11 protein-coding genes and 1 pseudogene are annotated in these 14,602 nt (G+C 65.3%); 4 read left to right on the forward strand and 8 right to left on the reverse strand.

Features of this window, described 5'->3' with window-relative positions:
- Positions 1-5 precede the first annotated feature (5 nt).
- The 3 genes from VNQ78_RS12455 to VNQ78_RS12465 form a co-directional block, all read right to left on the reverse strand.
- Complete coding sequence (locus VNQ78_RS12455; protein WP_325690169.1) at positions 6-1,568, reverse strand: sugar ABC transporter ATP-binding protein; 1,563 nt, start codon at positions 1,566-1,568, stop codon at positions 6-8.
- A 26-nt stretch (positions 1,569-1,594) separates the two neighbouring features.
- Complete coding sequence (torT, locus tag VNQ78_RS12460; RefSeq protein WP_325690171.1) at positions 1,595-2,677, reverse strand: TMAO reductase system periplasmic protein TorT; 1,083 nt, start codon at positions 2,675-2,677, stop codon at positions 1,595-1,597.
- A gap of 112 nt (positions 2,678-2,789) precedes the next feature.
- Complete coding sequence (locus VNQ78_RS12465; protein ID WP_325690173.1) at positions 2,790-3,752, reverse strand: LysR family transcriptional regulator; 963 nt, start codon at positions 3,750-3,752, stop codon at positions 2,790-2,792.
- A gap of 184 nt (positions 3,753-3,936) precedes the next feature.
- Between VNQ78_RS12465 and VNQ78_RS12470 the strand changes: the two genes are divergently transcribed.
- Positions 3,937-5,298 (forward strand): TIGR00366 family protein, encoded by a 1,362-nt coding sequence (locus VNQ78_RS12470; RefSeq protein ID WP_325690175.1) that lies wholly within the window; start codon positions 3,937-3,939, stop codon positions 5,296-5,298.
- A gap of 308 nt (positions 5,299-5,606) precedes the next feature.
- The gene (locus tag VNQ78_RS12475) at positions 5,607-6,500 is read left to right on the forward strand and encodes a VOC family protein (RefSeq protein ID WP_325690177.1); all 894 of its coding nucleotides are present in this window, start codon (positions 5,607-5,609) and stop codon (positions 6,498-6,500) included.
- A gap of 185 nt (positions 6,501-6,685) precedes the next feature.
- Here the strand turns inward: VNQ78_RS12475 and VNQ78_RS12480 are convergent, their stop codons facing one another.
- The 5 genes from VNQ78_RS12480 to VNQ78_RS12500 form a co-directional block, all read right to left on the reverse strand.
- Positions 6,686-7,468 carry a CoA ester lyase gene (locus VNQ78_RS12480; protein WP_325690179.1) on the reverse strand — a complete coding sequence of 261 codons (783 nt, stop codon included), beginning with the start codon at positions 7,466-7,468 and terminating at the stop codon, positions 6,686-6,688.
- Positions 7,462-8,301 (reverse strand): FAS1-like dehydratase domain-containing protein, encoded by an 840-nt coding sequence (locus VNQ78_RS12485; RefSeq protein WP_325690181.1) that lies wholly within the window; start codon positions 8,299-8,301, stop codon positions 7,462-7,464. Before VNQ78_RS12485 ends, VNQ78_RS12480 begins: the two co-directional genes overlap by 7 nt.
- The gene (locus VNQ78_RS12490) at positions 8,298-9,404 is read right to left on the reverse strand and encodes a CaiB/BaiF CoA transferase family protein (RefSeq protein ID WP_414694064.1); all 1,107 of its coding nucleotides are present in this window, start codon (positions 9,402-9,404) and stop codon (positions 8,298-8,300) included. Before VNQ78_RS12490 ends, VNQ78_RS12485 begins: the two co-directional genes overlap by 4 nt.
- Positions 9,404-10,567, reverse strand: a complete 1,164-nt coding sequence (locus VNQ78_RS12495; RefSeq protein ID WP_325690183.1) for an acyl-CoA dehydrogenase family protein — start codon at positions 10,565-10,567, stop codon at positions 9,404-9,406. The genes VNQ78_RS12490 and VNQ78_RS12495 overlap by 1 nt, the downstream gene beginning before the upstream one ends.
- Before the next feature lie 126 nt (positions 10,568-10,693).
- Positions 10,694-12,052 (reverse strand): MmgE/PrpD family protein, encoded by a 1,359-nt coding sequence (locus VNQ78_RS12500; RefSeq protein ID WP_325690185.1) that lies wholly within the window; start codon positions 12,050-12,052, stop codon positions 10,694-10,696.
- Between the two features lie 241 nt (positions 12,053-12,293).
- Between VNQ78_RS12500 and VNQ78_RS12505 the strand changes: the two genes are divergently transcribed.
- Positions 12,294-13,247 (forward strand): LysR substrate-binding domain-containing protein, encoded by a 954-nt coding sequence (locus VNQ78_RS12505; RefSeq protein WP_325690188.1) that lies wholly within the window; start codon positions 12,294-12,296, stop codon positions 13,245-13,247.
- A gap of 213 nt (positions 13,248-13,460) precedes the next feature.
- Positions 13,461-14,602, forward strand: a pseudogene (locus tag VNQ78_RS12510) (hypothetical protein); the annotation flags it as partial.

Here is a 14,602-nt window from a genome sequence, read left to right on the forward strand (position 1 = left end):
GTTCCTCAGAAGAATTGTTCCAGAATGCGGTGTTCGTCGTAATCGGCCCGGTCGAATTCGGCGACGATGGCGCCGCCGCTCATCACCAGCATGCGATGCGTCAGGCCCATCAGTTCGGGCAGGTTCGATGACACCAGCAGGATTGCCGCGCCCTGCACGCTCAGGTCGGCGAGGCAGCGGTAGATGGAAAGGCAGGCGTTGATGTCCACGCCGACCGTCGGTTCGTCGAACACATAGACGTTCACGTCCTGCACGAGGCTTTTCGCCAGCAGAACCTTTTGCTGGTTCCCGCCGGAAAAGCGCGCCACCGGCTCGCCCAGCCTGTCGCCATTGAACTCGACCATGCGGGCGACCTGCGCGAGGTGGCGCGCCTCGCGACGGGGGTTCAGGATACTGCCGCTTGCAGCGCCGAAGCGCAGGCCAGACAGGATCATGTTCTCATGTGCGGTCAGGTCGAGCGCGAGGCCGTCATTCTTGCGGTCGGACGGCAGATACCACAGGCCGCGCGCGATCGCGTCGGCCGGGTGGCTGGGGACGAAGGGCGCGCCATCGACAAGGATCTCGCCCGCGACGATCCGGCGCAGCCCGAAGCAGGACTGCGCGAGGTTCGACTTGCCACATCCCACCAGCCCGGCAATCCCGACGATCTCGCCCGCGCGGATGCCGAGGTTGACATCGCTGATAGCGGGCACGCCCGGCTTGTGGTCCAGCGCGACGCCGCGCAGTTCCAGACGCACCGCGCCCAGATCCTGCCTCGGCTGCGGATAGACCTTTTCCGTGTTCCGCCCGGTCATCAGCTCGATAAGACGGTCCTCGGGCGTGTCGGCGGGGACGGTGGCAATGAACCGGCCATCACGCAGCACCGAAAGCCGGTTCCCGATCAACGGGATCTCATGCATCCGGTGGGTCACATAGATGATCGCCGTGCCCTGCTGCTGCAATCGCCGGATCAGCCGGAACAAAGCCTGGGCGTCGTGTTCGGAAAGCGAAGCCGTCGGCTCGTCCAGAATCAAAAGGCGCGGGCGCAGCCGCATCGCCTTGCAGATCTCGACCATCTGCTGCTTGCCGCGGGTCAGCGAGGCGACGGTCGCGCGCGGGTCCAGCTCAAACCCGAGGTCGTCGATCAGCCGCCGCGCCTCTGCGAGGGTTCCCGACTTGGACAGGAAACCCGCCGTCTTCTGCAGCAGCACCGGCCCGGCCAGCGGCTCCTCGCCCAGCGTGATATTCTCGGCCACCGTCATCCAGGGGATCAACGAGAACTCCTGAAAGACGGCACGCACGCCATGGGCGCGCGCCGCCGCGACGCTGTTGAAGGCGACCTCCTGCCCGGCCATCAGGATGCGGCCCTCGCTCGGGGTATTCGCCCCGGCGATCATCGAGATCAGCGTGGATTTCCCCGCGCCATTCTCGCCGAAGAGGACATGAACCTCGCCCGGCAGGAAATCGAGCGAGACGCCGTCCAGCGCGGCATGCTGGCCATAGCGCCGGGTCAGACCGGCGGTGGACAGCGTCGGCACGGCGGCGGATCGGGCCGCCATATCGGTTTCGACCAGTGCTGGGGACGACATCGCGCGGTTCTCCTTGCCGGGTCGGGTCAGGGCCGGAAGGCGAAGTTCGGGCGGAAGCCGTTGGGCGCGAGGACCGACAGCGGATCGAGGTTGCCGATCGTGTCTTTCGTATAGACCTCGCCCAATGTGCCGATATCGGTATATTCCAGCTTGTCCTCGAGCACGCGCACCGCCTGATCCAGGATCACGCGCGAGGTCAGAACCACCGGGGCCGCGCCCGCCGCCTCGATCTGGCCAGCCTTCATCATCTCGTAGACGCCCGGCGTCGTATAGACCGAGACCAGCCCGATCCGGTCCTGGACCCCCCGTGCCCGCAAGAGCGGCAGCGCCCCTTCGACCATGACGGCACTGCCGACGACATAGTCGAGGTCGGGATGGGTCTGGAGAACGTCCTCGACCAGACGGGCCTGAACCTCCTTGCCGACATCGCCGTATTTCGTCTCGACGACGTTCACGGCGCTGCCCTGCAGGCCCTCTTGGAAACCGGCGTTGAATGCCTCGACAAAGCCCGCGCCGGCGGGACCGGGCAGCCAGGCGATGTCGACGGGATCGGACCCGGCAGGATGCTTCGCGGCCAGATATTTCGCCGTCCGCAGCCCTTCGTTGCGCGGGCTGGTCAGGACACGCGCCGCCGTGTCGTCCGAGGCGACGCCGTTGATCGCGTCGATCACCGGGATATTCTTGGCCTTCAGCTCGGCCAGCAGGTTTTCAATCCCCTCATGGGCGATGGCGACCAGCACGACGGCATTGGCACCGCCCGCGACGCAGTTCTCGACCTGCGAAATCTGGTTGGCAAGCTGGGTATATCCGCCCGCGTCGAAAGTCTGGACCTGAACGCCCAGCAGCTTCGCCTCCTCGGTCATGCCATAGTTCATGGCCAGAAAGAACGGATCCTTCATATGCGGCAGCGACACGCAGATGTTCCAGGGCTTGCTTGCCTTTTCGGATGCGCTGAGCGGCGTATACTCGAAACGCCCCTCCTGCCCGTCGACGGTTTTGCCGTCGAATGGCAGCGGATACCATTGGGCAGTCTGGGCGGTGGCGCCCGTCGCCAAGAGCGTGGCAGCAGCAAGCAGACCGGCAAAAACCGGTTTCCTGGACTTGATCATGGTTTCGTCTCCCCCGTGAACGGCGCATATCCGGCCTGTTCTTGGAGGGGGAATTTCTGGTGCTCGGCCTATGAAGTCAATTTACTTCTTCTGCCGATAAAATAACTCGAAGTTATTTTCCTCGTTGCGGCGCACGCTCGGCCAAGCCCTGTGCCGTTTCCCGCAACAGCCGGTGAGCCAGCATATGCGCGTCGGTGCGGTCGCGATCGGTGATCCAGACCAGCCCCATTTCAAGCGTCACCTCCTGGGGTATGGCCAGCGGCAGGACATCGAGAATCCCTAGATCCGCAAAATGCGCCACCAGAGAGCGCGACAGGAACCCCACCGAGTCGGTCAGTTGCAGCGTCCCCACATTCGCCATGGTGGACACGGAATCGATCCGGTGATTGGCGATATCGACCATATGGCTGTGGAACAGCGATTCGATGGCGCCGCGTGCGAGGGTATGGGGCGGCGGCAGGACCAGCGGAAAACCTTCGAGTTGCGACCACGAGATCTCTCCCTGCTCCAGCAAGGGATGGTCCTTGCGCACCGCGGCAACGACCGGATCGACCAGCAGGATCTCGGTCGAAACGTCCGAGCCGAGCTGGGGGCTGGTCAAAAGACCCAGCGCAATGTCGATCTGCCCGGTTCGCAGAGCCGGCAGCAGATTGTCCATGGTCCCTTCGCGCAGGGAAACCGTGGTATTCTCGGTTTCACTTTCCAGCCGGGCAATGAAGCGCGGGATCAATGTCACCGCGGTCGCTGGCAGCGTGCCGATCGACACGTGGCTGTAGCCAGCGCCGATCAACTCGTTCAATTCCCGCTCGGCCAGTTCGATCCGCAACAGCACCCGGCGGGCGTGGCGGATCAGGCAGGCCCCCACCTGCGTCGCGACCAGCCCGTTCTTGGAGCGCCGGAACAACGGGGTGCCCAGCCCCGCCTCGAGGCCGGAAAGCGCCTTGGAGACGGCCGGCTGCGTCAGGTTGAGATAGGTGGCCGCCCGGATAACGCTGTGATGGTCGTCAATCGCGATCAGCAGGCGCATATGCCGGATCGTCAGGCTGTTTTTCATGAACAGGTTGATACTGGCCATAGTCTTGCGTCCCTGTCGGTCGAGGAAATTTGCCCGAAGGTGAGAGCGCGGCGGCCCTCTGTCAACTTGAAGTCACAATCGGGCGCAGGAATCAAAACTTTCGGTTATATTACCGGCCTCCATACTCATTTGACTTGATGCCGGTCGGACCCAAGCTGCGGCGCTGCAGTATTGGAGACTGACGATGAGCGAACCCTCCGCGGGCGCGATGCAGCGCATCACGACCGCAATGAACATCCTTGTCCGGCGCTATATGCCCGACCCTTTCGTGCTGGCCGTGATATTGCTGGCGCTGGTCTTTGTCGCGGGCGTCACGCTGACCCCGACCACGCCCTCCGAGATGGTGACGCATTTCGGCACCGGGGTATGGTCGCTTCTGGGCTTCGCGATGCAATTGTCGCTGGTGGTCGTCACCGGCTCGACACTGGGCGAGACCCCGGTGATCAAGCGCGGAGTGCATCGGCTTGCCGCGATCCCGTCCTCTCCGACCGGGGCCGTGGTTTTCGTCACGCTGCTGACGGCGGCCATAGCCCTCGTGAACTGGGGCGTCGGACTGGTCGTCGGCGTAATCTGCGCGCGCGAGGTGGCGCGCCGGATCGAGGGCGCGCATTTCCCCCTGCTGATCGCCGCGACCTATGCGGGCTACACCCTCTGGTCGGCGGGGATGTCGTCCTCCATCCCGCTGACGCTGAACACGCCCGGCCATCCGCTTGAGGCCATGACCGGCCTCATCCCGATCACCCAGACGCTCCTGTCGCCCTGGAACCTGATTCTGGCCGCAGCCCTGCTGATTACGCATGTCCTGACCGCGCGGGCGATGGTTCCTGCGCGAAACCAAGCGACGGGCCTGCCCGAAGCCGCCGCAAACGAGACCGAGACTGTTGCAGCCCCCACCGCCACAGAGGGCAGCACCCCCGCCGAATGGCTGGAGCGAAGCCGCATCCTCAGCATCGGTGCCGGACTGCTCGGCCTCGTCTTCGTCCTGCGCGCGCTGTGGGACGGGGGGCTGAACGCGCTGAACCTCAATGCGCTGAACCTGCTGGTCCTCAGCCTGGGCCTGATCCTCTCGCCCGGCCTCTTGTCCTATCTGCGCTCGGCGGAAAGGACGGCGACCTCGGTGCTGCCGATCCTGATCATCTATCCGTTCTATGCCGCGGTCGCGACCATGATCACCGCCTCGGGTCTGGGCGATCTGGTGACGCAGGGCCTTGCCCGCGTGGCCAGCGCCGAGACCCTGCCGCTTATCACCTTTCTGACCGCAGGCCTGATCAACATCGTGATTCCCGCCGATGGCGGCCATCTGGTCCTGCAAGGGCCGATCTTCTTTGCACTGGCCGACCAGCAAGGGGTTCCGGTGGGGCTGGTCACGACCGCAATGACGATCGGGGCCAACTGGACGAACCTGCTGCAACCGTTCTGGGCGCTGCCCTTGCTGGCCCTCGCGGGCCTCGGCATACGCGACATCATGGGGTACTGCCTGATTCTTCTTGTGACCAGCGGCATCGTCGCCAGCGTGGTTCTGCTGGCCTTCGGGCAGGTTCTTTAGCCGATATCCCTGCCGCCGTCCGGGGTTCCCGGATCAGGCGGCGGGCTTCCGATGATTGTGCAGGACCGGATTGCCCCGGAAACATTACCCGAAGTTATATTCCCCGGGGATGATCGTCATTTGACTTGCCGGTTTCCTGCCATCACCTTCCCCGGCGGTGAGGAGTACACCGTCATGACGCATCGCGACGAAGCCCTGAGGAGGGGCTTGCCGCGAAGCCCGACGCGCGCAATGACGTCGTCGATCAGATGATGGTGGGCAACCGCAGCCGACCAACGGCCGGAAACCGGTCTAGAAGTGAGAAAGCGATGCGCAAGATATTCAATCCCAAAGTCCTCCAGCTCGGCTATGTGTCCCTTTTCACGCCCGATATCGCGCGTGCCCTGGCTCACTATGAGGAGGGAATCGGCCTGAGCGCGACAGACAAGGGAGCGGATGGAGAGCTTTTCCTGTCGGTCGGCTATGAGCACCATAACGTGGTTCTTCATCCCGGCAATGACAGGGCGATCGCCAATATCGGCTTTCAGCTGAAGCCTGACATCGACCTCGGCGATTTCGCGAAGGATGCCGAGGCTTTCGGCCTCAAGGGCAAGGTCAAGACCGACAGCCAGCCCGGCATCGCCTCACTGGTCGAAATCGAATTGCCGGGCGACCTGCGCTTGCAGTTCTACAACGACATTGCCGCGCCTGCCCCCGGGTTCAAGGGCATCGGGGCCGCGCCGCTCCGCCTGGGCCATGTCGCGATGATGAACACCGAGGGCGATGCGCTCGAGAAGTTCTTCGTCGATTTCCTTGGCTTCTGGTTCACCGACCAGTTCGGGGACTTCTTCAATTTCTATACCTGCAACCGGGAACATCACGTCATCAACATCGTGAAGGGAACCACGAACCGGTATCACCACATCGCCTTCGAGTTGAGGGGCAGCCCCTCCCATGCCATGGCCGCCGATTGGCTGCGGCGGCGCGGCGTCAAGCAGGAATGGGGCCCGGCCCGTCACCCCGCGGGGCATAATTTTGCCGGATACCACCGGGATCCCGACGGCGTGATGATCGAGCTTTATACCGAAATGGACGTGTTCATTCCCGAGCTGAACATGTTCGAGCCGCGCCCCTGGCACGAATTCTATCCGATGGTGCCCAGGGATTGGGATGGGAACGATCTGAACGCCTGGGGCGCAGAGTTCATTTGCCGGCTGGAGTGAGCCGACCTGACCCTTCTTCCCGCGCGAATGCGGGAAGAAGGGACGTCCGGGCCAAGGCGCCCCGATTTGCGCGCCTCGAACGGCAGGAACATCGCTATTCTAGCCGGCGCTGACAGCATTAGGCCCGCGATTGCGGGCCTATGATGGCGGATGATTCCGCTACCTGATCCCGAGGCAGCCCGGCATCATCCAGCCTGCGCCAGAATGGCCCGCGCCCTGATACGCACCGGTTCATCGACCATCGCGCCATCGACCGATACCGCGCCATCGCCCGAGGCCAGAACGCGCCGCGCCCAGTCGATCTGGTCCTCTGTCGGCGCGAAGGCGTTCCTGACCTCGGCAACCTGCTTGGGATGGATGCACAGCTTGCCCGTCATTCCCATCGCGCGGGCATGGGCCGCGTCGCCCCGGATGACCGACAGGTCGTCAAGCTGCACCGTCACCCCGTCGATCGGCCCGGCAATGCCCGCCAGGCGCGAGGCCAGCACCAGCTCGGACCGTGCTGGCAGCAGCACCTCGCGCAGATGCTCGCAACCGAGATCGGCGCAGAAGTCGATCGAGCCGAAGGCCAGCCGCTCCACACCCTCCGCGGCGGCAATCGCGCGCGCCTGCGCGAGGCCGAGGCCGGATTCGATCAGCGCGATGACCGGCTTGCCGGTCGCAGCGGCGACGGCGCTGCAAATGGCCGCATCCTCGGCCTTGGGCAAGATCACGGCAGCGACGGGCAACCCGGCCACAGCCGCCACATCGGCATCATGCCACGGCGTGCCCTGCGCATTGACCCGGACCAGCACCGGCAGATCGGTGAAATCGGCGGCCAGCGCGGCGCGGGCCGCCGCCTTGGCGTCCTGGGGCACCGCGTCCTCCAGATCCAGGATCACGGCATCGGTGCCGGATGCGGCGGCCTTGGCGAAACGCTCGGGACGGTTGGCCGGAACGAAGAGCGGCGCGCGGATATGGGCTACCATGAGGCGCGCGCCTCCATCGCGACGGGGCCGTCGACGCGGGAGGTCCAGAGGCGCAGGCCCTCGCCATCCTCCTCGGCGTTGAGGGTGAAATCGGCGATATCGAAAAGCGGCGAGAGCGAGCGGAAGTCGAACTGCACCGGCCGCGTTCCGCGCAGCCTTTCGGCAAGCTGGACCAGCATCGTGGCCTGCATCGGCCCGTGAACGATCAGGCCGGGATAGCCTTCCTCGCCAGTCACATAGGGGGCGTCGTAATGGATACGGTGGCCGTTGAAGGTCAGGGCGGAATAGCGAAACAGCAGCGCCGCCGAGGGATTGACCGTCACCCGATGCGTCCCGGGGGCAGCCGCTTCCGGCGTCTTTTTCGGACCGCCCGGCGCATCGATGCCGCGATAGACGATATCCTGCCTTTCCTCGATCACCAGCCGACCCGCGCTCTCGATGCGATGGTCGACGGTGACAAAGCACAGCGTACCGGTCCGCCCCTCTTTCATCGTCACGTCGCGGATGGTCGAATGGCGCGTCACGCGCTCGCCCACGCGGATGTCGTCGTGGAAGGTCAGGGCGCCGCCCGCCCACATGCGGCGCGGCAGCGGCACCGGCGGCAGGAAGCCGCCCCGCGCCGGATGGCCATCGACCCCCAACCCGCTGGTCGGAGCGGCCGGGGGCGCAACGCAAAGATGGATCATGACGGGTGCGACGTCACCGTCCCTCGCCTCGCCCTCCTGATCGAAAGTGGCCTTGAAGCGTTCGACCATTGCATCGGTGACGAGCTCCGACTTGACCTCGCCGCGTCCGATCCACTGGCGCAGATGTTCGATATCCAGACCGCTCATGCGCTTTCCTTCACTTTCGGCAGGGCCGGGACGGCCCCGTAGCTGCGCGGCTCGCCGACGAAGACGGCACCCGGCGCGGGATAGCTAACCTCGCCATTCGGGGTGTCAACGGTGATGCGGCGCAGTTGGGAATGATCCGACAGGCCGGCCATGTCATTGACCGAGGCAAAGGCCACATCCGCCGCGATCAGGCATTCGGTCGCCTCGGCTGCGGTCATGGAGGCGAAGGCCAAGGCCACCGCTGCATCCGTTTCCGCGCGGTTCTGCACGCGCGCCACATTGGTCGCGAAGCGCGGGTCACGGGCCATTTCGGGTTTCCGCATGAAGATTTCTGCGAATTTGGCAAACTCCCGGTCGCTCTGGACCGAGATCAGGATCTGGTTGCCATCCTTGCAGGTGAAGACGCTGTAGGGCGAGATCGAGGGATGCGCCAGCCCGAGGCGGCGGGGCGTCTTGCCCCCCTCGTGATTGAGCAAGGGGACCGTCAGCCAGTCGGCCATCACGTCGAACATCGAGATCTGGATATTCGCCCCCCTGCCGTCGATCCCGCGCCGGATCAGCGCCTCGAGGATCGCGGCATGGGCCGTGGCGCCGGTGGCGATATCGACCAGCGACACACCAACGCGCGAGGGTTCATCCGGGCCGCCGGTGATCGAGCAGAGGCCAGATTCCGCCTGGATCAGCAGGTCATAGGCCTTGCGCTCGGCCATCGGCCCCGCCTCGCCATAGCCCGAGATCGAGCAGGTGATCAGCCGCGGGTAATCGGCCGCCAGCCGGTCGAAGCCGAAGCCCAGACGGCCAAGCGCGCCGGGCTTCAGGTTCTGGACCAGCACATCCGCACCTTCCAGCAGGCGGGCCAGCTCGGCCTTGTGATCCGGCCGGCTGAGATCCAGCGCGACGCTTTCCTTGCCCCGGTTCAGCCAGACGAAATAGCTGGCCTGCCCCTTCGCCACGGCATCATAGCCGCGCGCGAAGTCGCCCTCGGGCCGCTCGATCTTGATGACGCGGGCACCGGCATCGGCAAGGCGCGAGGTCGCGAAGGGCGCGGCCACCGCCTGCTCGATCGCAATGACGGTCAGTCCTTCCAACGGCAGCACACCCATCAGAAACTCCGCGGCAGGCCAAGCACATGCTCGGCGACATAGGAAAGGATGAGGTTGGTCGAGATCGGCGCCACCTGATAGAGCCGCGTTTCGCGGAACTTGCGCTCGACATCGTATTCGCAGGCAAAGCCGAAGCCGCCGTGGAATTGCAGGCAGGCATTCGCGGCCTCCCACGAGGCCTTGGCGGCCAGGTATTTCGCCATATTGGCCTGCGCGCCGCAGTTTTCATGCGCGTCATAAAGCCGGCAGGCCTCGAAGCGCATCAGGTTCGCCGCCTCGACCTCGATATAGGCTTCGGCGATCGGGAACTGCACGCCCTGATTCTGGCCGATCGGGCGGCCAAAGACCACGCGCTCGCCGACATACTTGGTCACGCGGTCGACGAACCAATAGCCGTCGCCGATGCATTCGGCGGCAATCAGCGTGCGCTCGGCGTTGAGCCCGGTCAGGATATACTTGAACCCCTGCCCTTCCTCGCCGATCAAGTTCTCGGCCGGGATTTCGAGATTGTCGAAGAACAGCTCGTTCGTCTCGTGGTTGACCATGTTCAGGATCGGGCGCACCTGCATGCCCTGCTTCATGGCCTCCTTGACGTCGACGAGGAAGATGGACAGCCCCTCGGTCTTCTTCTTGACCTCCGCCAAGGGCGTGGTGCGGGCCAGAAGGATCATCAGGTCGGAATGCTGGACGCGACTGATCCAGACCTTCTGGCCGTTGATGACATAGCGGTCGCCCTTCCTGACCGCAGTTGTCTTGATCTTGGTCGTGTCGGTGCCGGTCGTGGGCTCGGTCACACCCATCGATTGCAGGCGCAACTCGCCCGAGGCGATCCGGGGCAGGTATTTCCGGCGCTGCTCCTCGGACCCGTGACGGATCAGCGTGTTCATGTTGTACATCTGCCCGTGGCAGGCGCCCGAATTGCCGCCCGCGCGGTTGATCTCTTCCATGATCACGCTGGCCTCGGTCAGGCCAAGGCCCGAGCCGCCATATTCCTCGGGGATCAGCGCGGCCATCCAGCCCGCCTTGGTCAGCGCATCGACGAATTCCTCGGGATAGGCGCGGGCCTCGTCGATCTTGCGATGATATTCATCAGGAAATTCGGCGCAGAGCGCGCGAACCGCGTCGCGGATATCCTGAAACTGGTCTGTGACTTTCTGAAGCATGACAACCTCCCGGCCCTTGGTCAGGTGCCAAGGTGTCGGAGCCGGGGGGATATATCAAATATATGTTGTCGATGCCCCGCAGACAAAAATGTTATACTGCGTAGACCCCGCCCCTGTCGCGGTCCGTCACGCCAGATGGCGGCGGACCGACGGCGTGTCGCGCAAACCGCCCAGCAGGCCCAGCCAGTCTGGGCCGCTGCCGCCGTTCGAAACCGGTCCGGTCAGAGACATGAACTTCAGGGCGATGGCCGCGTCATCGGGGAATGTCTCCGGCTCGCCCGAGGGGTCGGGGATACGAAGTTGCGTCACCTTGCCTTGCGCCGTCACCTCCAGCGTGGCGCCGAAGGGATGGCGCAGGCCCTCCAGCGAGACATCCCGAAAGACCTCGACCCGGTCCGCCAGCGCATCGGCCTTCGGATCGCCGAGCAGGTCGTAATCATCCCATCCGAACCGGCCCCGCAGCAGCGCGACAGCGGCGGCGAAGGGCATCGAGAACTGGCCCTCGACGATGCTGCGCGCGCGCCTCTTCTCGTCCAGAGGCGCGCCGACCAGCGCGATGCCGTTCCGATGCAGGCCGACGCGCATATGATCAATGTCATCCGCGGACCAGCCATGTTCGCGCTGCAACCGCAAAAGCCCGTCGACGGCGGCATGGGTATAGCGGCAGGCGGGATAAGGCTTGACCCCGATGCGCAGCGTTTCCCAGACCGTGCCCAGACCCGAAGTGGCGCGCTCGGCGACGACGCCGTCGCTGTAGCCCTTCAGGAAGCCATGCGTGCCCTCCAGCGCCTCGGCGGCCCCAAGAAACCCCTCGCTGGCCAAAGTGGCGGCGATGAGGCCCTTCATCGAGGCCTCGCCGACCTGATAACGCTTGTTCCATGCCCCGTTCTGCAGGAATTGCAGCGAGCCGGAGGCCTGGCTTGCCGCCACCCCGAAGGCGGAAACCATCTGCTCGGGCGTCAGCCCCATCAACCGCCCGGCCGCAGCCGCGGCACCGAATGTCCCCGCCGTGGCGGTCGGGTGAAAGCCGCGCGCATAATGCGCCGTCGGGTCCAGCGCCATGCCGATACGGCAGCACACCTCAAAGCCCACTACGATCGCCGCCAGCAGGTCGGCACCCGAGGCATCGACCAGCTCCGCCGCCGCCAGAGCGGCGGGGATGACCGGCGCGCTGGGATGCAGGGAACTGTCGGCATGGGTATCGTCGAAATCCAGCGAATGGCCAAAGGCGCCGTTCAGAAGGGCCGCCGCGCCCGCCCCGAAACGGCGCGAAAGGCCGAGGACGGTGCAAGGCCCTTCGCCCGCAAGCCCAAGCTTCTCCAGCATCGCCAGAATGGCGGGAGTGGAATCGGAATCCGTCGCCGCCCGGATGACAGATCCGGCGAAATCTGTGGTCAGGGCCAGGGCGCGCGATGTCACCTCGGCGGGAATTTCCGCGGTATCCGTCAGCGCGCTGAACTCCGCCAGTCTTTGTGTGATTGCCATGAAATCCCTCCCGCTGCTCGGCCCAGAGATGCGGCGACTTGTGGTCCCTTGTCCAATAGGGCTTTGGATAGCCTGCCATAACATTTCGATATATTGAGGGCAGCAACCCTCTATTTGATGTTCGCCCCAGATCATGCTTGGATGACAGGCCACCGGAAGACCAGATGACCGAACCCACTTTCGCCAATACCGCCGGACGCGGTCACATGCGCCGCGCTCGACTTCTCCGGGAGGCGCGAGGGTGATCGACCTTCGCCAGCTTCGCTACTTCGTCGCCATTGTCGAGCAGGGCTCGCTGTCCCGCGCCGCTGCCTTCCTGCATGTCGCCCAGCCCGCGCTGTCGCTGCATGTGCGGAACATGGAGGCGGATCTGGGAACGGCGCTGCTGTTTCGAACCCCTCGCGGCGTCGAGCCGACCGAGGCGGGCATGATCCTGCTGCGCCACGCCCGGACCATCCTCGACCAGCTGACCGTCGCGGAAGAGGAAATCCGTGAGCATCAGAACGACCCCGAGGGCGAGGTTCGTCTGGGGGTGCCGGGCACGATCGGCCAGATCCTCGCGGTACCGCTGATCAAGGCGGTTCGCCTGCGCTATCCCAAGATCAAGCTTCGCATTGCCGAGGCGATGAGCGGCTTCATCCTTGAATGGATGCGGGAGGGACGGGTCGATCTCGCCGTCCTCTACGGCCAGGCCGACGAGCATGGCATCAGGACCGAACGGTTGCTCGAAGAACGGCTGCGCTTCTTCGGTCCCGCTGCCAGCCTGTGTTCCGCCGATCTGCCACCGGCGGGGGGCGATCTGACCTTTGGCCGGGTCGCCGAACTTCCCCTGATCCTGCCCGGCCGGGGCCACGGGCTGCGCGATCTTCTCAACCGTCATGCCGAGGCGATCAATGGCGGGTTGAATACCACCATCGACGTGGATTCCTATGGCAACATCAAGTCGCTGGTCGAGGCGGGGCTGGGCTACTCCGTTCTTCCCGAGAGCGCGATTGCCGCGGAAACCGCCGAGGACCGGCTGCGCAGTTGGACGATCACCGACCCCCGGATCGTCAGAACCATCCATCTGGCGCATTCCGCCAGCCGCCCGATGACCAACGCCGTGTCGGTGGTGCTGGCCCTGACCCGTGAAACGCTGCGCGATCTGGCAAGCACCGGGCAATGGGTCGGGGCAGAGGTCAGCAAGGACGAATAGCCGTTCGCTCGGGACGGCAACTGTTGGCCACCGGGATCGTCGCCAGGGCGGATTTCGCCAGAAAAACCCATGCGCCCGCATCTGGCCATCACCCGGCGCGCGCGTTCCCCCTCGTCGGCGGTTGCGCGCGCATCACGGGGTTGTTGGGGAACCGTGTTTCGCGGCTGCCGGTTTTTCGCTCAGCAATTCGCCCAACGGCAAAAAGGAACCACTATGCGCCGAATTATCCACAACACGACCGCGATTGCGGCCTGTCTTTCCCTTCTGGCGCCCCATGCCGTTCTTGCACAATCGGGAGAGGCCGGGCAGGCCCCGCAGGACCAGCAACAACCCCAAGCCGCAGACCAGCAGGCCCAGCAGCCCGTCGAAACGCAGGCCGAGCAGGCCCCGCAGCAGCAGCCCGAAGCTCAAGCCGCGGCCTGTGCCGACGGCTCGGCGCCGCCCTGTGCCGAGGCTGCCCCCGCCGCCCAGGCAGAGCCCAGCCCTGAGGTGGTGGAACAGGAAGCCGCCCCCGCCGCGACCCCAGAGGTGCAGGCAGATCCGCAACTCGCACCAGCGGCACCGGCCGAGGAAAGCAGCGCACCCGCCGCAGCCGACGCCGCCCCGACCGAGCCGCCGCTGGCCGAACCCGCGGACACGGCCCAACCCAAACCTCGGAAAGCGGCGAAGGACGCCCCGAGCGCAGCCCCGGCAGAGGCCACCGCGCCCGTCGAACAGGCCGAACCGCAACCGATGACGGCCGAGGAGCCGGTGGAAGGCACAGCGCAGCAGGTTCAGGAAGACACCAAGGCCCCTGCCCCCAAAGCCGCCCCGACCGACGATGGCCTTGCCGATGCGCTGGCCAAGGAAGCTGATAAGGCCGCATCGCCCGCGCCTGCGGAGAAACCCGAGGATGCCGGGGCCACAACGCCGCCCGCTGCCGAATCTGCTCCTCTGGCGCAGGAAAATGCCGGTCAGGCCGGTGGCAAGGCCGCTCCGCAGGGCAAAACCGCGACCGATGCGGATGCGCTGGCCGAGAAGAACGGCGAGGCCGCGACTACCCCCGAGGAACCCGCGCCAGTTGCAACCACCCCCGCCGAGCCTGCCCCGCTGACCCAGGAAAATGCCGGTAAGACCGGTGATGAGGCCGCGCCGCAGGGCGAACCCTCGACCGATGCGGATGCACTGGCCAAGGCGCTGGCCGAGAAGAACGGCGAAACCGCGACTACCCCCGAGGAACCAGCGCCAGTTGCAACCACCCCCGCCGAGCCTGCCCCGCTGACCCAGGAAAATGCCGGTCAGACCGGTGATGAGGCCGCGCCGCAGGGCGAACCCTCGACCGATGCGGATGCACTGGCCAAGGCGCTGGCCGAGAA

Origin of the sequence: Paracoccus sp. (in: a-proteobacteria) (assembly GCF_035556475.1) — a bacterium.
In the GTDB taxonomy this organism is placed as follows: Bacteria; Pseudomonadota; Alphaproteobacteria; order Rhodobacterales; family Rhodobacteraceae; genus Paracoccus.